Origin of the sequence: Yersinia enterocolitica (assembly GCA_002082245.2) — a bacterium.
GTDB classification, from domain to species: domain Bacteria; phylum Pseudomonadota; class Gammaproteobacteria; order Enterobacterales; family Enterobacteriaceae; genus Yersinia; species Yersinia enterocolitica_E.
The window spans coordinates 303,774-324,476 of the sequence record NBTC02000002.1 but is presented as its reverse complement, the minus strand read 5'-3'; the positions used below and the strand labels follow the sequence as shown (position 1 = coordinate 324,476).

The following is a 20,703-nucleotide window of genomic DNA, read 5'->3' as shown; positions in this document are numbered from 1 at the left end:
TTTATTCTGGTTATTAATAAATTTTAACGCACAAAGATTGCATAAGTATGCCGCGGAAGTTACCATTCACCGCATCATTGGCTATTCAGATTTGGCGCATGAGTATTCAACTTAACGGAATTAACTGTTATTACGGCGTACATCAGGCGCTGTTCGACATTACATTAGACTGCCCGGCCGGCGAGACCTTAGTGCTATTAGGGCCAAGCGGTGCAGGTAAAAGCTCATTACTGCGCGTACTCAATCTGTTGGAAATGCCCCGTTCAGGGACTTTGCAGATCGCCGGTAATCACTTCGACTTTACTCAGGCTCCCGGTGCAAAAGCGATTCGCGAATTGCGCCAAAATGTGGGTATGGTGTTTCAGCAATATAATCTTTGGCCACATCTGTCAGTGGTACAAAACCTGATTGAAGCCCCTTGCCGTGTGCTGGGTCTATCAAAAGATGAAGCCATGGCACGGGCGCAGAAGCTGCTGTCACGGTTGCGTTTGACTGATTTTGCTGACCGCTTCCCCCTGCACCTTTCTGGTGGCCAACAACAGCGAGTGGCGATTGCCCGCGCGTTGATGATGGAGCCGCAAGTTTTGCTGTTTGACGAACCCACAGCGGCACTTGACCCGGAAATTACCGCACAAATCGTCAGTATCATCCGTGAATTGGCTGGCACCGGCATCACTCAGGTGATTGTTACCCATGAGGTTGAAGTGGCCCGCAAAACGGCCAGCCGTGTGGTCTACATGGAAAACGGTCATGTGGTGGAACAAGGTGATGCCAGCCACTTTACACAACCAACAACCGAAGCTTTTGCCAGCTATCTGTCACATTGATATCTATTTGGGAATTTGCGATGAAAAAATTAATAATAGCGGCCGTCCTTGCCAGTATCAGTCTGTCCGCCTCTGCCGCGGAAACTATCCGTTTCGCGGCTGAAGCCACTTACCCGCCATTCGAATTTATTGATGCTAATAATAAAATGCAGGGCTTCGATATCGATCTGGCTAATGCGCTGTGTAAAGAGATGCAAGCCGAATGTACCTTTACCAACCAAGCCTTTGACAGCTTGATCCCAAGCCTGAAATTCAAACGTTTTGATGCGGTGATTTCAGGTATGGACATTACCCCTGAGCGCCAAAAACAAGTAGCCTTTACTAAACCTTATTACGATAACTCCGCACTGTTTATCGCTGAGAAAGGTAAAGTGGCTGATTTGGCGGCCCTGAAAGGCAAACGAGTCGGGATGCAGAATGGTTCTACCCATCAGAAATACCTGATGGAAAAACACCCTGAGATTACCGCCGTACCTTATGACAGCTATCAGAATGCTATTCTTGATTTGAAAAATGGCCGTCTGGACGCAGTATTTGGCGACACTGCGGTCGTCAACGAGTGGTTGAAGCAGAATAACCAACTCGCTGCGGTGGGTGGCAAAGTGACTGACGCTGACTATTTCGGTACCGGTTTAGGTATCGCAGTGCGTCAGAACAACACCGAGTTACAGGGTAAGTTAGATGCTGCACTGGCGAAAGTTAAAGCAGATGGCACCTATCAGACAATTTATAAAAAATGGTTCCAGCAGTAATCTAAACACCCATGAATGAATTTCAACCTTTAGCAAGCGCCGCCGGTATGACCGTCGGCCTTGCCGTTTGTGCACTGGCCCTCGGTCTGGTTCTGGCGATGCTGTTTGCCGTCTGTGAATCATCACGGGTGAAAGTGGTCAGCTACCTGACTACCGGCTGGGTCACCATTTTGCGTGGGCTACCGGAGATTCTGGTGGTCCTGTTTATCTATTTCGGCTCCTCCCAGTTGTTGATGATGCTGTCGGACGGTTTTACCCTGAATCTTTATCTGTTTGAGCTACCCATTAAGCTCAATATCGATAATTTTGAGGTGAGTCCGTTCTTGTGCGGTGTTATCGCACTCGCCCTGCTCTATTCTGCTTACGCCTCGCAAACCTTACGCGGCGCACTGAAAGCAGTGCCTATCGGGCAGTGGGAGTCCGGTCAGGCATTGGGTTTGAGTCAGGCGGCCATCTTCTTCCGTTTGATCATGCCGCAGATGTGGCGTCATGCATTGCCAGGCTTGGGCAATCAGTGGTTAGTGCTGCTGAAAGACACGGCGTTAGTGTCACTTATCAGCGTCAATGACCTGATGCTACAAACCAAAAGTATTGCAACCCGGACCCAGGAACCTTTCACTTGGTATGTAATTGCAGCGGCAATCTACTTGGTGGTGACTCTGCTGAGCCAGTATGTGCTCAAATGGATTGAACTCCGTACCACTCGTTTTGAACGGAGCCCATCCTGATGCTGGAATATTTACCCGAGATCCTTAAAGGGCTGCATACCAGCCTGACGTTGACGATTGCATCACTGTTGGTGGCACTGGTGTTGTCGCTGCTGTTTACCATTGTGTTAACGCTAAAAACACCGATTATCACGCCACTGGTTAAAATTTATATCACACTGTTCACCGGCACCCCGCTGCTGGTGCAGATCTTTTTGATCTATTACGGTCCAGGTCAATTCCCCGCTATCCGTGAATATCCGTGGTTATGGAGCTTATTGTCGCAACCTTGGTTGTGCGCAATGATTGCGTTGGCATTGAACAGTGCGGCCTATACTACGCAACTGTTCTACGGTGCAGTTAGGGCAATTCCATCGGGTCAGTGGCAATCTTGCGAAGCATTGGGGATGTCAAAAGCCCAATCGTTACGCATCCTACTGCCATTTGCCTTTAAGCGCGCATTATCATCCTATTCCAATGAAGTGGTCTTGGTATTCAAAAGTACCTCATTGGCTTATACCATCACATTGATGGAAGTTATGGGCTATAGCCAACTGATGTATGGCCGTACCTATGACGTGATGGTGTTTGGTGCCGCCGGGATTGTCTATCTGTGCGTGAATGGTTTGCTGACGTTGCTGATGAGATTGGTGGAACGCAGAGCACTGGCGTTTGAGCGGCGCAATTAAGATTATTCTTTTGATTTTGTGACCAATTTGGTTGTTAGCTGTTTAGTTATCATATTCGGTTGTTAGGGCTTCACAGCTCACCTGACCTCCAATGAACCAACCGGCAAAGGGGCCATAAGCGTGGCCCCTTATGCAATCCCGCGCTTGCGCGAAATATTGCCCTGTGGGTAAACCTCCTGCGTCTTTCGGGCTAACGAGCCAGCGCGATTCGCATCCCTGCTCAAGCGCGCTTTTCGCGGGGGTAATTTGTCCCATCCCTGGAACTCACCCCTTCGGGGCCGCTGCTAGCAGCGTTCAAATCTGCTCCCGGCAGATTTGTCCATGCCCGCTCACTCTACCCTCCCTCCTGGTCGGCAACATTCCTGATTGCGCTCAACGTCAAAAGCCAATTCAAAACCATGGTTTTTAGGTTTTGATGTTTAAAAGCACATTTGAGCAGCCGAGTGAAGAGTGGAGTAAGGGAAATCCGCCATGGACGGCGGGTTGAGGCGTCATGAGCAGGGACGCGACAACACTGCGAAGCAGTTTTGAACAACGCTTGCGTTGGCCCGGAGGCTAGCCTCAAAGAGGCCATAATAAAGCCGTCCGCTAGCCGAAATGATGAGCCGAGGGTACCTGCGAAGCAGGCTGGGGATACGTGCGCAAGCGCAGGGGTTCCAAGGGGTTACGCGCTTGTAACCCCCTTGGCGGTTGAGGCACCACATGGCGAGGTGATCACCGCACTCATGTCAACCAAACCCAAACATCTCGCCTGTCCTGTCCTTCCAGTGATTAAAATAAAATTAAATTTTTAATCACATTACTTGCATATAAATTCATAAAATGGCAATGTAAATACCATAATTTATCCGAATAGAACGTGATGAAAAACCACCAGTTATAATAAAATCAATAACTAATAGCTCATTTTATTTAAAAAATTCAGACAGGAGTTTAAGCATGAAAAAGTTACTATTGGCAACCCTACTAAGTGGTATGGTTTTCAGCGCGACTGCCGCAGAAACTATTCGTTTTGCTGCCTCAGCCACCTATCCGCCATTTGAATCAATGGATGCCAATAACGAAATCGTCGGCTTCGATATGGATCTGGCAAAAGCGTTGTGTAAACAAATGGAGGCCAACTGTACCTTCACCAATCAGGCTTTTGATAGTCTTATCCCAGCGCTGAAATTCAAACGTTATGATGCCGTCATTTCTGGCATGGATATTACCCCTGAGCGTAGCAAGCAGGTCGCGTTCACCCAACCTTACTATGCAAACTCCGCCATTGTGATTGCACCAAAAGGTAAATTCAGTTCTTTTGCCGATCTGAAAGGCAAGAAAATCGGGATGGAAAATGGCACCACTCATCAGAAGTATTTGCAAGACAAACATCCTGAAATTCAGACGGTGGCTTATGACAGCTACCAGAATGCCATCATTGACCTGAAAAATGGCCGTATTGATGGGGTGTTTGGTGATACTGCGGTAGTGAATGAGTGGCTGAAAACCAACCCGAACCTGGCATCAGTTGGCGAACATGTGACCGACCCACAATACTTCGGCACTGGCCTTGGCATTGCGGTACGCCCGGAGAATACCGCATTGTTGGAGAAGTTGAATAAAGCCATTGATGCAGTGAAAGCCGATGGGACATATAAAGCTATCAATGATAAGTGGTTTCCAAACTGATTTAATAACTTCCCCAAAGTCATTGCAGTTGTAGGTAGGCGGCAAACGAACGCATCCCGATGAGTTTACTCAAGTAAGTGATTCGGGTGAATGAAGGTAGCTAACAACCCTACAACTTCAAGGCCGCAGGGTAAGTAAGATTAGAACTTCATAGTGGGCGGTATGCGGAAACATATCAAACAACTGCACCCGCTCAATATGGTAATCGGCTAATAGGCTGATATCTTTCGCCATTGTCTGCGCATTACAGCTTGAATAGAGTATGAATTCAGGTGCCATCTGAGCAAGATAGTCACACAGTTCAGCACCAATGCCACGCCGTGGGGGGTTAACCAATACCAACTGCGGCACTTGCGTTTCTGCGGTGGCGAAACGGGTGGAATCCAGTGCAGCAAAACTGACATTCTTTAATCCCAACTGCTGCGCCGATTGGCGTGCGCAGGCGATGGCTTCCGCGTTGATTTCAATACCGATGAGTTGCGTCTCGGTGCTGGCACAATGCAAACCAAAACCACCTACTCCGCAAAACAGATCCCACATACTGCTGATATCCAGCTCCCGCACCCATTGCCGTGCCGTGGCATACAGTGAGGCGGCAACCTGAGGATTGGTCTGGAAAAAACTTTGTGGCCGGATAAACAGCGGCACCTGATTAAACAGTTCGGGCAGCGCCTGCTGTTCAGTTAACGGGACTTCTTGCTCCCCTTCCAAGATTGCCATATGCACTGGCTGAATATTAGCCGAGATAACAGCCAGTTGAGGCAATTGCTGCTGTAACCATGGCAGTGCTGCGCGTAATTGCACCAGCTTGGTTTCAGAACGCAGTACAAAGCGCAGCATTAACTCACCGCTATAAGTACTTTCAGTCAATAACAGGAATTTAAGCTCGCCGCGTTTACGTGCAACGTTATAGGGTGTGAGACCGGCGCGGGCTATAAACGTTTTCAGCACGGTAAAGACCGGGGCAAAACTGGCCGGGTAGAGTGGACAGTCAGATAAATCGACCGGGGTACCGTCACGATGCAACATCCCTAATAGCGGCCGTTCAACACTACCACTGACCACCATTTTCGCTTTATTACGAAAAGCGTTCTCACGCCCGAAAACCGGCGCTAACCACTGAACCACAGGGTGACCAGCTAGCAGACTCTCCAAATGATGTTGTTTGTCAGCCAGTTGTTGTGGATAGGGTTTATCCAGCCACTGGCAGGAACGACAGCGACCCGCCGTATACTGTGCGCAATGCATTAATATTGACCGTTATAATCTGAGAAGTTGAATAATTTGCAGCCGAGGCTGTTGATGAGGCGAATTGTAGCATTGTGCCGCGCTAAACACTCATTTTGACTGAGGGAAATAGCGGTACCAGGGGAAAAACAGCAAACCGATAATCACCACATCAGGGATCTTCTGTAACAGTAGGCTATGTAGAATTTCGCTGCCGGTATCACCTTCAACCCGAAAAACATCTAAATACAACCAGTCCAGTGATACCATCAACAAATAAACACTCGCGATAATCTGACACGCCAAATAGCACCAACGCGCCCAGTTCTTGCGATAACACACCGCAGCGCCGCAGACAATCTCTAACAGCAATAGCACCACACTGGCCAAGAAGATCAGGCCAAAATCCCAGCTTTGCAGACTTTCACTGATAAATTCACCGGTACCCACCCACCCCAGAGTCGCAACCAATAATAATACGCCGAGGATACGGGTAGCAATAATGGCAGTACCGGCGATGAGGACCGGTACTGGCGTCGTTGCAGAGGATGAAAATGCTAAGGATGAAAATAGTTTTCTCATGTCGCCCTATCTGCCCTCAGTCCGGTTGCTGCAACCTAATGTTATCCCTGACAATAACGCCGCTGGTCAGCGGCGTTAAAGCAGAATGAAGCCTAACAGTTTTAACGGCAATCAGCTACGGGCAGCTTTTCGTAATTCACGCAACCGCTGCTTTTCCGAACGGGACATAAACCACCACGCGATTAAACCGATTATCCCAACCACCAGCAAGATAAGTGTGGCAAGGGCATTAATCTCTGGATTAACCCCCATCCGCACACTAGAAAAGACCAGCATCGGCAAGGTTGTCGCCCCTGGGCCGGCAACAAAGCTGGCAATCACTAAATCGTCCAGCGATAAAGTAAAGGCCAATAACCAGCCGGAGATTAATGCCGGTGCAATCATCGGCACGGTAATCACGAAGAACACTTTCAGTGGTGTGGCCCCCAAATCCATGGCGGCTTCTTCAATAGAACGGTCCAGCTCACGCAGACGAGAACTTATCACTACCGTCACATAGGCAGTACAGAAGGTGACGTGCGCCAGCCAGATGGTGAACATGCCGCGCTCTGCTGGCCAACCGATAGCATGCCCCATAGCAACAAACAGCAGTAGCAATGATAAACCGGTAATCACATCGGGCATCACCAACGGCGCTGTCAGCATAAAAGCAAAACCGGTTGAACCGCGAAAACGGCCAAAACGCACCATCACCACCGCGGCTATTGTCCCCAGAACCACCGCCATCGTGGCGGAGGCGGCGGCAATAGTCAGACTCAGGCCAACGGCAGATATCATCGCTGAATCATTAAATAGCTCTGTATACCAACGGGTTGACCACCCCGCCCATACGGTTACCAGTTTAGAGCTGTTAAATGAGTAGATAACCAGCATCAACATCGGCGCATACAAGAAGGTATAACCGACAATAAGGATCACCCGACGCCAGACCGAACGTACTTCCGGTAGGTTATTCATACCGGGCCTCCTATCTCTTTATTCTGATGCTTGTGGAACCAGAGTATCGGCACAATCAGCAGCACTAACATCACCGTCGCAACCGCCGAGGCAACCGGCCAATCGCGATTGTTAAAGAACTCTTGCCACAAAATACGACCAATCATAATGCTGTCCGGCCCACCGAGCAGTTCAGGGATAACAAACTCACCCACCGCAGGGATAAACACCAACATGGAACCGGCAACAATGCCACCTTTGGTCAATGGCACAATGACACTGATAAAGGTCTTAAATGGCTTGGCCCCCAGATCCAGCGCCGCCTCCACCAACGAATAATCCAGTCGGGTCAGCGCAGTATAGATTGGCAGTACCATGAATGGCAGATAGGAATAGACCACACCAATGTATACCGCCAGATTGGTGTGCAGAATAATCAGCGGTTGATCAATAATCCCGGCCCACATCAGGAAATTATTCAAGATTCCATTGTTTTTCAGAATACCCATCCAGGCATAAACCCGAATGAGGAATGAGGTCCATGAAGGTAAAATCACCAACAGCAATAAGATATTACGAGTGGATGATTTACTGTGTGCAATCGCCCAAGCCAATGGATAGCCGATAATCAGGCAGCATAGCGTCGACACCGCAGCCACTTGCAATGATTGCAGGTAAGCATCGATATACAGCGGATCATCGAGCAGTTGCAGATAGTTACCAAGATTGAGCGAGATATCCAACTTGCCGTCCAGCCAGGTAACCAGATCGGTATAAGGGGGTACGGCGCGCGCCATCTCGGCCAGACTGATTTTGAATACAATCAGGAACGGCAACATAAACAACAGAAATAGCCACAAATAAGGCATGGCAATAACCAGTTTACGGCCATGCGCCATTTGGTAACGCTGGACAAAAGCCTTAATCGGCCCGACAGTACGGGTCGGTGGTTCTGCTGCCCCACGGGTAGATTTAGACATCACGATATTAACTCCCCAAGGCTCTTAATTACCCAAAACCACGCAACTGTCAGCATCCCAACATAATTGCACTTCATCGCCCCATGTTGGCATCCCTTTACGGTAGCGATGACCATTTTGTAGCTGTGCACTCAGCATCTGCCCGCTGTGTAACTTCACATGATAAATGGATAAATCCCCCAGATAAGCAATGTGTACCACTTCACCGACCGCGAAGTTGCAGCCATCTTCTGGCACTTGTTCACACAACATCACTTTTTCCGGGCGCAGAGCCACAAATACCGGGACACCGTCTACCACCGAGGCATCAGAATCCACTTTCAATGGATGGCGCAGACCGGGGCTGTCAATCACCAATGCATCATCCAGCCGCTCTTTTAGTACTCCCTCAAATACATTCACCGAGCCGATAAATTCAGCGCTGAATCTACTGTTCGGATGTTCATAAATCTCTTCCGGTTCGCCAATTTGCACAAACTTGCCACGGTTCATAATGGCGATGCGCCCGGCCATCGTCATCGCTTCTTCCTGGTCATGGGTAACCATCACACAGGTCGCCCCCACCCGCTCCAGGATATCAACCACTTCCAGTTGCATCCGATCACGCAGCTTTTTATCCAACGCCCCCATGGGTTCATCCAGCAACAGCAGTTTTGGCCGTTTGGCCAAGCTACGGGCCAGAGCCACGCGCTGACGCTGCCCGCCAGAGAGTTGGTGTGGTTTACGCTTAGCAAACTCTTGCATGTGCACCAATGTCAGCATCTCTGCGACGCGGCTTTTGATCTCATCAGCAGGTAACTTGTCTTGCTTCAAGCCAAACGCGATATTTTGCTCAACCGTCATATGGGGAAATAACGCATAAGACTGGAACATCATATTGATCGGGCGCTGATACGGCGGCACATGAGACAAGTCCTGCCCATCGAGCACTATCTGCCCCTGAGTCGGCTGCTCAAAACCGGCCAGCATCCGCAACAGGGTGGATTTACCACAGCCTGAAGCCCCTAACAGCGCAAAAATCTCACCTTTGTAGATAGTCAGATTGACGTCATCTACCGCGGCCTGACCATCAAATGACTTGGTTAAGTTGCGGATCTCCAACAAGGGTGTAAACACCTTCTGGGATTTTGGCTGCGGGCGGGGAATTACATCATTCACTCAGCGTGCTCTCCGTAAAAGCAGAACAGGCCGCATTTAAGGTGCGGCACAATAAAAAACAGGAACAGGAAGATAAACTCCCTGCCCCTACCCTCGTTCATTTCACTTTCCATCAATGTGATATCAGCCACGCGTTGAGCGCAAGCTACTGATTCACACCAATGGGTTATTTACCACTTTTCACTTTTGTCCAAGCCCGGGTGATCACACGATCAATTTTCGGGTCTTGTACTTTCAGCGTGAACATTTTGGCGCGCACATCCGCTGGCGGATAAATACCAGGGTTATCACGTACTTCTGCATTTACCAATGGCGTTGCCGCTTTGTTGGCGTTGGCATAGAACACATGATTACTGATATTAGCAATCACATCAGGGCGCATCAGGTAATTCAGGAACTGATAGGCTTCATCCTGATTTTTAGCATCAGATGGCATCGCAAACACATCAAAGAACGCTAATGCGCCTTCCTTCGGAATGCTGTAGGCCACATTCACGCCATTTTTCGCTTCTTTGGCCCGATTAGACGCCTGCATGATGTCACCGGCCCAACCGACAGCGACGCAGATGTCACCATTTGCCAGATCATTAATATATTGTGAAGAGTGGAAGTAACGGATGTTCGGCCGCAGTTTCAGCAACAATTCAGTGGCAGGACCGGTGTAGTCGGTCGCCTGAATACTGTTTGGGTCTTTACCTAAGTAATTGAGTACAGTTGCAAAGATCTCACTTGGTGCATCCAGGAAAGAGACACCGCAACTTTTCAACTTCTCAAGATTTTCAGGTTTCAGTACCAGATCCCAACTGTTTACTGGCGCATCTTTCCCCAGAGCAGCTTTCACTTTCTCGACGTTATAGCCGATACCTGTTGTCGCCCACAAATAAGGAATAGCATATTTATTTTCTGGGTCGTGTTTGCTGACCAGCGCCAACAACTCAGGATCGAGATTTTTATAATTAGGTAGCTTACTTTTATCTAACGGCTTAAAGACACCCGCAGACAATTGGCGCTCAAGGAAACTAGCTGATGGCACCACTAAATCAAACCCGGTACTCCCGGCCATCAACTTACCTTCCAACACCTCGTTGGAGTCAAACACATCATAGACAACCTTAATGCCGGTTTCCTTTTGGAAATTAGCCAGCGTATCGGGTGCGATATAATCGGACCAGTTGTAAACGTGCAGTGTTTTTTCCTCAGCAGATGCTGAGACGGACGCGGCCATTAATAAGCCAGCAGCAACACCCGATAACCACTTTTTACGATGGGTGAACATCCGTTAACTCCTCCAGAATAGGGGGTGAAGTCGTGCGCTAAATTTGTATCCGCTAGGATACAACACCTTTGCCCTGCCGAGTGCTATTGCCACCTGCACCAGATGCATGACTATGCACGGTGAGTGATTATTCACCTAGTAAGAATAATCACTGTTTAGGCGGAGGAATATTATGCCCTTTGCAGAAACAGCAGCATAACCGCACTTGGCAATCCGTACCATACTCTAGGGTAAAAAACGCCTTTTATCGATTTTTTATGCACATTCTATCTATGTAATGCGCCACTAATGGCATAAACGGCGATAAATATCTGGCAAAGTAGGGTAAAAAGCAGAATATCTTATGGTTTACAGGGGAAATAACAGTGTGCCACCGCTATCAGCGGCACATTTAATGAAGGGATATTAGTGGATAACCGGATAAGCCGTCGCCGTCTGTAGCGATTCATCGTCGTCACTGTTGCCAATAAACAGTAAATCATTGGCACGCGCTTCCAGAATGATCATCGAAATCTGCTCTTCACACTGCTGCATAAAATAGCCAAATTGAGCAAATGTGACACCCACTTCTACCGTCAGTGACTGGCAGACAATCAATTTCGGCAAATTATCATCCTGAATATCGATAAAGGCTTTAACCGTCAGCGAGCTGGCATTTATTTGACTCAGATCCGCGACTAACGGGATAAGGGCCGTCGGCCTGACTTCAGCCAGCGCCGAGAACAAGATGATGTTATCAACCAAATCAACTTTGGCATCAAACACGCCCTCAAAGTTCTGCATATGCGGCAAATGCAGCGCCTGACAGGAGTCGCACTCAAAAAATGAGATACCGAGTTGATCCAGCCAACGCCGTAATAAGGCTAAATCCGGGACGATGAGTGAATCCATAACTACCTACCTCACGATTCTCATAAGACGAAAAGTGGCATAGCTTACGGAATATTAACCGACAGTGCTATGATCAATACCGACAAATTTAATGCCCTTATAAAGACTCAGTCATTATCCTGATCGGGTTTATTATCCTTTTTGCTCTGCTCTGCCTCTGATTCTTTGTTGGATGGCGGCCTTGATATTCTATCGGCGCTACCTAATAGTGGGCCAAAACCACTCGCTACGCGCCAAACAATACACGCAGCGGCAGGGAGCATCAGGCCAATCCCGACAAAAATCATAATAATGGCGACAGCTGGTGTTCCCATTGAACCAGATAATGACAAGTAGCCATTAATACTTAGGTAGGCAACAACCAGTAACAGCATCCCCAGCACTTCTGAAATAATCACAATGCGGGGCATATCTCCTAACGAGCGCATCTTTACCTCCGATAGGCTCTGCATAAGCGTTTATACAGTGTATTGAATCCCCACAACTTGTAACAGTACCGATAAGCAAATAGGTACGATTAATCAAACTAACAGGCAAATCCTGCTTTTTTTTCACCGCGTCAAAGGGCATAGTAGACCGCAGTAAGAGTGAGTAATGCGCTAGAAGTCATTTAACAGTTGAAGATAGAAAGAGCTGTTGGCGAAGTGATTACCCCTGTTTGAGAAATGGCGGGGATAGCTCAATTTAATTAAGGAGTTTTACATGTTTGCTGTGATTTTCGGGCGTCCTGGATGTCCTTATTGTGTCCGTGCTAAAGAACTGGCAGAAAAACTGGAAACTGAACGCGACGATTTTAAATTCCGTTACATCGATATTCATGCGGAAGGTATCACCAAAGCTGATTTGGAAAAAACCGTCGGCAAACCGGTAGAAACCGTACCGCAAATCTTCATTGATGAGAAACACATTGGCGGTTGCACAGATTTTGAAGCATACGCTAAAGAAAATCTGAGCCTATTCCAGTAATCTGGTCAGCCGCACAGAGCGTTTCCTCGCCAATATTATTTGGTTTTATTCGAAAAAGGGTGCTTAGCGCCCTTTTTTTATTGCTGGGACTCTAGTACCACACAGTAAAAACCGCCTCAGGAAACCAGACGAAGCGACCTACAAACAACATATAAGCCCATCTATAATTGGTAACAAAGCATATCCTTCTAGCGAGACCAAACTTCCTGCTTATTACTGGCTGTCTCGCAGCAGACAGATTAGAATAACTCCCACTATCGCCTGCCTTTATGTGCTGTTTAGCGATAAATATTCTGAGTTTAAAGAAATGCCCCTTCTACCTTTAAACCAAGAGCGTATACATCGTGGTCATTCGAGCTAAATAGAAAGTCATACTCGTGAATATAAACGTCGCAAATCTGTTAAACGGCAATTACATCTTGCTGTTATTCGTAGTTTTAGCCTTGGGGTTGTGCCTGGGTAAACTGCGACTCGGCCCTATTCAATTAGGTAATGCTATTGGTGTGTTGGTGGTATCACTGTTGCTTGGGCAACAGCACTTTACCATCAATACTGAAGCGCTGAATCTGGGCTTTATGCTATTTATTTTTTGTGTCGGTGTTGAAGCCGGTCCAAACTTTTTCTCTATATTTTTCCGCGACGGTAAAAACTACCTGATGCTCGCTCTGGTCATGGTAAGTAGCGCAATGATTCTGGCGTTGGGGCTGGGTAAATTATTTGGCTGGGATATTGGCCTTACTGCCGGGATGCTGGCAGGCTCCATGACCTCCACACCGGTTTTGGTCGGTGCAGGTGATACGTTGCGCCATACCATCGCCAATAACCCGGCGTTGCAACACGCGCAGGATAATCTGAGCCTCGGGTACGCCCTAACCTATCTTATCGGGCTGGTGAGCCTGATTTTGGGCGCACGTTATTTGCCCAAACTCCAACACCAGGACTTACCGACCAGTGCTCAGCAGATTGCTCGGGAGCGCGGTCTGGATACCGATAGCCAGCGTAAGGTCTATTTGCCTGTCATTCGCGCTTACCGGGTTGGCCCGGAACTGGTGGCATGGGCAGATGGTAAAAATCTACGTGAATTAGGTATTTACCGCCAGACGGGTTGTTATATTGAGCGTATTCGCCGCAATGGTATTTTAGCCAACCCAGATGGTGATGCGGTGCTGCAAGTGGGAGACGAGATTTCACTGGTCGGTTACCCTGACGCTCACTCCCGTCTTGATCCCAGTTTTCGTAACGGTAAAGAAGTTTTCGACCGTGACCTGCTGGACATGCGCATTGTTACCGAAGAAATTGTGGTTAAAAATAGCAATGCTGTTGGAAAGCGACTCAGCCACTTAAAATTGACTGACCACGGCTGTTTCCTAAACCGGGTGATCCGCAGCCAAATTGAAATGCCGATTGATGACAACGTAGTATTGAATAAAGGCGACGTACTGCAAGTCAGCGGTGATGCACGGCGCGTTAAAAGCGTGGCAGAAAAAATTGGCTTTATCTCTATTCACAGTCAGGTCACCGACCTGCTGGCTTTCTGTGCCTTCTTTATTCTCGGATTGATGATTGGTTTAATTACCTTCCAATTCAGTAATTTCAGTTTCGGCATTGGTAATGCTGCCGGCCTATTAATGGCTGGCATCATGCTCGGATTTTTACGTGCTAACCACCCTACTTTTGGCTATATCCCGCAAGGTGCGTTGAATATGGTGAAAGAGTTCGGGTTAATGGTCTTTATGGCTGGCGTCGGATTAAGTGCAGGTGGCGGTATTAATAGCAGCTTGGGCGCGGTCGGTGGACAGATGCTTATCTCTGGCCTAATCGTGAGTCTGGTCCCAGTCGTCATCTGCTTTCTCTTTGGCGCTTATGTATTACGCATGAACCGTGCTCTGCTTTTTGGTGCCATTATGGGTGCTCGCACTTGCGCACCGGCCATGGACATCATCAGCGATACTGCCCGCAGTAACATCCCGGCACTAGGATACGCAGGGACTTATGCCATCGCCAACGTACTATTAACATTGGCAGGTTCGTTGATCGTTATTATCTGGCCGGGAGTATTAGGCTAGTACACTAAAAAGGCCGTTGCGGAAAAAGCTAAACATTATTTTATACTTTTTTTATTTCCCCAGAACTTTCTTACTGGACTGGGGTCTGATTTAATGCCACTGCTTTTCTTTGATGTCCCCATATTGAGGAGCCCGATAGTCCCGCCTTCTTAGGTTCAAGACTAATCGGGTTTTTTCTTGCCTGAAATTTGAGTTCTGCCTATTTCTACTCTCGTCCATATCGCGCCATCTGCCCCTTAAGGCTTTCTTAAGACAATATTATTACAGTATTAGTATTCCCTATTTCCGCTTCAGGTTACTTCGTGAAGACCAGCAAACCTACCTCTCAAGCCAATGTCACTCCAGCGACATTAAATAATGCCTCAACAGCACAGATAATTAAGACAAACTCCCTTTACTCGTTGCCGTTATCCTTCTATTTTTGGCAGGTTTTTGGGTTAGTGATCTGTGGATTGCTCTTTCTGTGGCTGTCGAACAACGAGCAACTAGATTGGTTTATCAGTAATTACTGGTTTGATCCCGTCGGGCAAAATTTTCCATGGGAAAACAATTACTGGCTGGATTTACTCAACCACCGATTATTGAAAATAACCATTATCAGTACTGCCGTGGTGGCATTGTTATGGGGGATTTATCGCCGTAATGGGCGCTTGGTGACGACCATGTTGTTGTTTGGCATCGGTCCATTGGTAGTTGGGGTGCTAAAGGCCGTCAGCGCCCACTCCTGCCCTTGGGATCTGGTGGAGTACGGTGGCAAAGCTATCAGTTATGCGCTGATGGGTACCGCTCCTGTAGGTGCAGGTCCCGGCCACTGTTTTCCCGGTGGCCATGCATCCAGCGGTTTTGCCGTGATGGCACTGTTCTTCCTGTTCTACCCCGAGCGGCCTCGGTTGGCTTCGCTGTGTTGGTTGCTCGGTATTGGTCTTGGCATGTTGATGGGGTTTGGTCAAATTATGCGCGGGGCACATTTTCTTACTCATAACCTGTGGGCGGGTTGGTGGGTATGGCTGAGCCAGTTGGCTCTGTTTTGGATGATTAGCGGTTTTTACCGCCGCGATAAAGGTACTGAATAATGGAACAAATGAACTATTTTTTCTTTTCCATGATAAATGCGACCCCGGCATCACCGCCATGGATGATTTCTTTTGCGACCTTCATCGCACGTGACCTGATCATGATTATCCCCATGTTACTGGTGGCACTGTGGCTATGGGGGCCAAAAGATAGCATTAACTTGCAGCGAGCAGTGGTAACCAAGGCAGCAATCGCTCTTGTTTTCTCTATGCTTTCAGCGGCTTGCATCGGGATGCTTATCCCACACGATCGCCCTTTTGTTGTCGGTTTTGGCTATAACTTTATGAGCCATGCACCCGACAGCTCTTTCCCAAGTGATCACGGCACCGCTATTTTCACCTTTGCCTTAGCCTTTGTTTTTTGGCACAAACTCTGGTCCGCAGTCAGCATGATGGTCGTCGCGGCCGCCATTGCATGGTCACGTATTTACCTGGGTGTTCATTGGCCACTAGATATGGTGGGTGCCTTCTTATTAGGGATTATTGGTTGCCTATTCGCACAGTTAGTATGGAATTTATTCGGTGACGCTATCGCAAGTGGTATGACTCGCCTTTATCGTATTAGTTTTGCTCTGCCTATCAGTAGAGGATGGGTCAGAAGCTAGTCACGCTAGGTTATAAATCTCACATTGCCGATGGCTCTAAAAGATCGGCAATATCCACCGCCGCCAGTCACATTATAAAATAATCCTTTAAAATCAATTTACAAAAGAAAGTCACCTATTGATTACCGGTGCATTTAAGCCGCTAAAATGTAATTAAAATAACAAAATAAAATGTAAAACAGTTAAATATGTGAGAATTACCTTTGTTTTCCTCTGATAATGTTACTATTATAACAGTAGTGATAACTTACAGATGAACAAAAGGATAAAAATCATGACGATCAATTATGCTAATTACATTGACCATACTCTATTGGCAATGGATGCCACGGAAGCCCAAATTATCAAGCTGTGTGAAGAAGCTAAACAGCATCATTTCTATGCCGTATGTGTTAATTCTGGGTACGTGCCAGTCGCCGCCCAACAGTTAGCCGGTAGTACGGTTAAGGTGTGCTCAGTCATTGGTTTTCCACTGGGTGCGGGTCTGACTGAAGCAAAAGCCTTTGAAGCTCAGGCAGCAATCAACGCTGGGGCGCAAGAGATTGATATGGTTATCAATGTTGGCTGGCTAAAAAGTGGCAAAATTGCCGAAGTTAAAGCCGATATTAAGGCTGTACGTGATATTTGCGCCACTACACCGTTGAAGGTAATATTAGAAACCTGCCTGCTAAGTGATGCTCAAATCGTACAAGTTTGTGAAATGTGTCGTGAGCTTGACGTAGCTTTTGTGAAAACCTCAACAGGCTTCAGCACCGGTGGTGCCAAAGAAGAACATGTTAAATTGATGCGTGCTACGGTTGGTCCGGTAATAGGCGTTAAAGCCTCTGGTGCAGTTCGTGATCAAAAGACAGCAGAAATCATGATCAACGCAGGGGCGACACGCATTGGTACCAGCTCTGGTGTAACCATTGTTTCGGGCCAACAGGCCGTGGCATCAAGCTACTAACTCATTGTAAGTCTATTAATCGATTGTTTAGATTCGAATCGATTGTCAGCCCGGCTACTGCCGGGCTTATTTATTGCAATACGTTGTATTATAAGAAACTATAGTGCAACGTATGGTATTAATAATTGTTTGTCAGGAATAGCTTATGGAAACCCGCCGTGCAGAACGAATCAATAAACTTACTCAGGCCCTAAAGCGTTCCGACAAAATCCACCTCAAAGACGCGGCCAATTTGCTGCGAGTCTCTGAAATGACTATTCGCCGTGATCTTAGCGCCGAGCCGACCGCCGTGATTTTGTTGGGTGGTTATGTGGTGATGGACCCTAAAAGCAATAACGCCAATAACTATTTTGTTTCTGACCAGCAAGCCAAACAGGTGGAAGAAAAACGCCGTATTGGTCAGTTGGCAGCAAGGTTGATCGCCGAAAATGATACGGTTTTTTTTGACTGCGGCACTACAATTCCCTCTATTATCGACGAGATAGACGAAGAACTGGTATTTACTGCCATTTGTTACTCCCTTAACACCTTTCTTTCCTTACAAGACAAACCCAACTGTAAAGTGATTCTGTGCGGTGGTGAATTCAAACCCAATAACTATATTTTCACACCGATCAGTCAGCACAATGAGCTGGACAATGCCTGCCCAAACAAAGCTTTTATCTCCGCAGCCGGCGTTTCAATTGAGTATGGCGCCACCTGTTTCAACTTCGATGAAATTCTGTTAAAGCACCGAGCTATGGCCAAATCACAACAGAAAATCCTGGTGGCCGACCACAGTAAGTTCGGTAAAATAAAACCTGCCAGCATTGGAGCATTGACCCTGTTTGATGCGTTAGTCACCGACCGCCAGCCTGATGCCGAGTTCAGCCAGTTCTTTTTACAACATGGCATCAAAATCGACTGTTAGACTTGATTACATAGCAAAAATCTTAACCCGGTAAATACCGGGTCGATAAACCTATCCGCATATATCAAGTAAAAATTGGATTATATTTAAGCAGAATAGCACAACATTAAATAACCATATTATATTTGTGGTTAAATCACTCTTTGCCTATCAAATTTCTAAAACACAATTCCATTATTAAATGAACATGCAACAGTATAAAGATTTAAGGTAAATTAATTTAACATTTAGTGTTCATTTAACGCATTTAAATAAAAGAATAACGTTAGTTTATTGTCAGACAAATTAGTGACAGAAAAAATTTATATGACAAATATAGGGCTCGATACTAATAATCATGCGCTGACTTATTCCCCCTCACTATGCCTATTGTCTTTTTTCCTCTTATTTTCCTGTTGAATTTATCATCAAATCCATAAACCACCATCACATGATAATTGATTTAATAACATTAAAAATCAACAAGTTAAATTATTTTTGTTGTTTTAAACTAATGATATTCATCAATAAATCAGTGAAAAAATCGATTTCCGCTAGATCCATAAGCGTGGTTAAAATATATTGCACGCCAAGAAGCAAGGAATAAAGAATAGTCTGTTTATTTATCGGCCAGAAGGGAAAGTATACTTTTCATTATTTCTAGTGATAAATCATAAACATTTACATAACAATCAGTTTTAAATTCGTAACAAATGATCGGCGGCGAGTTTATTAAGCATTTGGGAGCATGATCACGGTAGTTTTCACTGCAAATCGCTATCTTGCCGCCAGCAAAAACTATTGTTCTTCCAAGAACACCAAAAATATCCGATACCGCGAATTCATCTTCTTAATATCGGTTAAATTTTGCACTTGACAATTTAGGTATAAAGCACGATTACGGCACCAAAGTAATAACCAGGGCACCAATTTTAAACGAATCGTTTTGACTGAATTTTTCGCCTGATTATGCAACTCGATAATGCATAGCGGGTATCTAACTTTCGGCTCTTAATTTTAAATTAACGTGTTCACAGTGGAGATCTTTATGGACACTACTCAAGCAGGCACTATTGCCTCCCCGGGAAAAGTTTCATCAAGCACATGGCGTAAAAGTGACACCATGTGGATGTTGGGCCTGTACGGTACTGCAATCGGTGCAGGCGTATTGTTCCTGCCTATCAATGCCGGTATCGGCGGCCTTCTGCCGCTGATTGTAATGGCCATCATTGCTTTCCCGATGACCTTCTTTGCTCACCGTGGTCTCTGCCGGTTTGTGCTGTCAGGCAAAAACCCAGGTGAAGACATTACTGAAGTGGTTGAAGAGCACTTTGGTATCGGCGCAGGTAAGTTGATTACCCTGCTTTACTTCTTCGCTATCTACCCGATTTTATTGGTATACAGTGTGGCAATCACCAACACCGTTGATAGCTTCATTACCCACCAGATGCATCTGCCATCACCACCGCGTGCTATTTTGTCCCTGATTCTGATCGTGGGCCTGATGACTATCGTGCGTTTTGGTGAGCATGCCATTGTAAAAGCAATGAGTATTCTGGTATTCCCGTTTGTTGCAGCATTGATGTTGTTGGCTGTGTACCTGATCCCTAACTGGACCGGTGCAATATTTGAACATGTATCAATGGACGGCAACGGTACTGGTAGCGGTCTGTGGATGACCATGTGGCTGGTTATTCCGGTCATGGTGTTCTCATTCAACCACTCCCCTATCATCTCGGCGTTTGCAGTATCAAAACGTGAAGAGTACGGCGTAGATGCAGAGAAAAAATGTTCACGCATTTTGGCTTTTGCTCACATCATGATGGTTGTCACCGTTATGTTCTTCGTCTTCAGTTGCGTACTGAGCCTGTCTCCTGCGGATCTGGCGGATGCGAAAAGCCAGAACATTTCTATTCTGTCTTACCTGGCTAACCACTTTAATACTCCAATAATTGCCTACATGGCGCCGGTTATTGCCTTTATCGCTATCACCAAGTCTTTCCTGGGTCACTATCTGGGCGCACGTGAAGGCTTTAATGGCATGATGATTAAGTCTCTGCGTAGCAAAGGCAAAACTATCAATCATGACAAACTGAACCGTATTACTGCCCTGTTCATGCTGGTAACAACCTGGATCGTCGCAACCATGAACCCAAGCATTTTGGGTATGATTGAAACCTTGGGTGGCCCAATCATCGCGATGCTGTTGTTCCTGATGCCAATGTACGCAATCCATAAAGTTCCAGCGATGCGTAAGTACAGCGGCCATATCAGCAACGTATTCGTGGTTATCATGGGCCTGATTGCTATCTCTGCAATCTTGTTCAGCCTGTTCGGTAAATGATTCTGAGGCTGGCCAACGTCCACGGCCAGCCAGTTATCATGGTCTGATGTTGTAAATTGTTTCAAAAACCGGAGCGTCCGCTCCGGCTTCCTACCACGGCAATGTCATCACTTTAATA

The 20,703-nt window shown here is 46.8% G+C and carries 22 protein-coding genes; 14 read left to right on the top strand and 8 right to left on the bottom strand.

Annotated elements, in window-relative coordinates:
* Positions 1-98: 98 nt before the first annotated feature.
* From A6J66_002825 to A6J66_002795, 7 genes are all read left to right on the top strand, one after another.
* On the top strand, positions 99-827 hold the full coding sequence (locus A6J66_002825; protein ID PNM26873.1) for an arginine ABC transporter ATP-binding protein ArtP: 729 nt from the start codon (positions 99-101) through the stop codon (positions 825-827).
* 20 nt (positions 828-847) lie between these two features.
* The gene (locus A6J66_002820; GenBank protein ID PNM23216.1) at positions 848-1,579 is read left to right on the top strand and encodes an arginine ABC transporter substrate-binding protein; all 732 of its coding nucleotides are present in this window, start codon (positions 848-850) and stop codon (positions 1,577-1,579) included.
* Positions 1,580-1,590: 11 nt separating this feature from the next.
* On the top strand, positions 1,591-2,307 hold the full coding sequence (locus A6J66_002815; GenBank protein ID PNM23215.1) for an arginine transporter permease subunit ArtQ: 717 nt from the start codon (positions 1,591-1,593) through the stop codon (positions 2,305-2,307).
* On the top strand, positions 2,307-2,975 hold the full coding sequence (gene artM, locus A6J66_002810) for an arginine transporter permease subunit ArtM (protein PNM23214.1): 669 nt from the start codon (positions 2,307-2,309) through the stop codon (positions 2,973-2,975). Before A6J66_002815 ends, artM begins: the two co-directional genes overlap by 1 nt.
* A gap of 163 nt (positions 2,976-3,138) precedes the next feature.
* On the top strand, positions 3,139-3,384 hold the full coding sequence (locus A6J66_002805) for a hypothetical protein (GenBank protein PNM23213.1): 246 nt from the start codon (positions 3,139-3,141) through the stop codon (positions 3,382-3,384).
* A gap of 118 nt (positions 3,385-3,502) precedes the next feature.
* Entirely contained in the window at positions 3,503-3,769 is a 267-nt protein-coding gene (locus A6J66_002800; protein PNM23212.1) for a hypothetical protein, read from the top strand.
* 145 nt (positions 3,770-3,914) lie between these two features.
* The gene (locus A6J66_002795) at positions 3,915-4,646 is read left to right on the top strand and encodes an arginine ABC transporter substrate-binding protein (protein PNM23211.1); all 732 of its coding nucleotides are present in this window, start codon (positions 3,915-3,917) and stop codon (positions 4,644-4,646) included.
* 117 nt (positions 4,647-4,763) lie between these two features.
* On the opposite strand, the gene rumB is transcribed toward A6J66_002795, so the two are convergent.
* The 8 genes from rumB to A6J66_002755 all read right to left on the bottom strand — a co-directional run bounded on the left by rumB (position 4,764) and on the right by A6J66_002755 (position 12,124).
* Positions 4,764-5,894, bottom strand: coding sequence for a 23S rRNA (uracil(747)-C(5))-methyltransferase RlmC (gene rumB, locus A6J66_002790; GenBank protein PNM23210.1), 1,131 nt, complete (start codon positions 5,892-5,894; stop codon positions 4,764-4,766).
* 90 nt (positions 5,895-5,984) lie between these two features.
* Positions 5,985-6,455, bottom strand: a complete 471-nt coding sequence (locus A6J66_002785) for a DUF2593 domain-containing protein (protein PNM23209.1) — start codon at positions 6,453-6,455, stop codon at positions 5,985-5,987.
* Positions 6,456-6,566: 111 nt separating this feature from the next.
* Complete coding sequence (locus A6J66_002780; protein ID PNM23208.1) at positions 6,567-7,412, bottom strand: putrescine ABC transporter permease PotI; 846 nt, start codon at positions 7,410-7,412, stop codon at positions 6,567-6,569.
* Positions 7,409-8,374, bottom strand: coding sequence for a putrescine ABC transporter permease PotH (locus tag A6J66_002775; GenBank protein PNM23207.1), 966 nt, complete (start codon positions 8,372-8,374; stop codon positions 7,409-7,411). The genes A6J66_002780 and A6J66_002775 overlap by 4 nt, the downstream gene beginning before the upstream one ends.
* 21 nt (positions 8,375-8,395) lie before the next feature.
* Complete coding sequence (gene potG / locus A6J66_002770; protein PNM23206.1) at positions 8,396-9,529, bottom strand: ABC transporter ATP-binding protein; 1,134 nt, start codon at positions 9,527-9,529, stop codon at positions 8,396-8,398.
* A gap of 166 nt (positions 9,530-9,695) precedes the next feature.
* On the bottom strand, positions 9,696-10,805 hold the full coding sequence (locus A6J66_002765) for a spermidine/putrescine ABC transporter substrate-binding protein PotF (GenBank protein PNM23205.1): 1,110 nt from the start codon (positions 10,803-10,805) through the stop codon (positions 9,696-9,698).
* 405 nt (positions 10,806-11,210) lie between these two features.
* Positions 11,211-11,696 (bottom strand): YbjN domain-containing protein, encoded by a 486-nt coding sequence (locus A6J66_002760; protein PNM23204.1) that lies wholly within the window; start codon positions 11,694-11,696, stop codon positions 11,211-11,213.
* A gap of 107 nt (positions 11,697-11,803) precedes the next feature.
* Complete coding sequence (locus A6J66_002755; GenBank protein PNM23203.1) at positions 11,804-12,124, bottom strand: hypothetical protein; 321 nt, start codon at positions 12,122-12,124, stop codon at positions 11,804-11,806.
* A 274-nt stretch (positions 12,125-12,398) separates the two neighbouring features.
* On the opposite strand from A6J66_002755, the gene A6J66_002750 reads away from it, so the two are divergent.
* From A6J66_002750 to A6J66_002720, 7 genes are all read left to right on the top strand, one after another.
* Positions 12,399-12,662 (top strand): glutaredoxin, GrxA family, encoded by a 264-nt coding sequence (locus tag A6J66_002750; GenBank protein PNM23202.1) that lies wholly within the window; start codon positions 12,399-12,401, stop codon positions 12,660-12,662.
* Between the two features lie 377 nt (positions 12,663-13,039).
* Positions 13,040-14,728 (top strand): transporter, encoded by a 1,689-nt coding sequence (locus A6J66_002745; GenBank protein ID PNM23201.1) that lies wholly within the window; start codon positions 13,040-13,042, stop codon positions 14,726-14,728.
* A gap of 302 nt (positions 14,729-15,030) precedes the next feature.
* Positions 15,031-15,801, top strand: a complete 771-nt coding sequence (locus A6J66_002740) for a phosphatase PAP2 family protein (GenBank protein PNM23200.1) — start codon at positions 15,031-15,033, stop codon at positions 15,799-15,801.
* An 8-nt stretch (positions 15,802-15,809) separates the two neighbouring features.
* Positions 15,810-16,406 carry an undecaprenyl-diphosphate phosphatase gene (locus tag A6J66_002735; protein ID PNM26872.1) on the top strand — a complete coding sequence of 199 codons (597 nt, stop codon included), beginning with the start codon at positions 15,810-15,812 and terminating at the stop codon, positions 16,404-16,406.
* A gap of 274 nt (positions 16,407-16,680) precedes the next feature.
* The gene (locus A6J66_002730) at positions 16,681-17,352 is read left to right on the top strand and encodes a deoxyribose-phosphate aldolase (protein ID PNM23199.1); all 672 of its coding nucleotides are present in this window, start codon (positions 16,681-16,683) and stop codon (positions 17,350-17,352) included.
* 145 nt (positions 17,353-17,497) lie between these two features.
* Positions 17,498-18,262: a DNA-binding transcriptional repressor DeoR gene (locus tag A6J66_002725; GenBank protein ID PNM23198.1), complete on the top strand. Its 765-nt coding sequence runs from the start codon at positions 17,498-17,500 to the stop codon at positions 18,260-18,262.
* Between the two features lie 1,027 nt (positions 18,263-19,289).
* Positions 19,290-20,585, top strand: a complete 1,296-nt coding sequence (locus A6J66_002720; GenBank protein ID PNM23197.1) for an HAAAP family serine/threonine permease — start codon at positions 19,290-19,292, stop codon at positions 20,583-20,585.
* Positions 20,586-20,703: the final 118 nt, after the last annotated feature.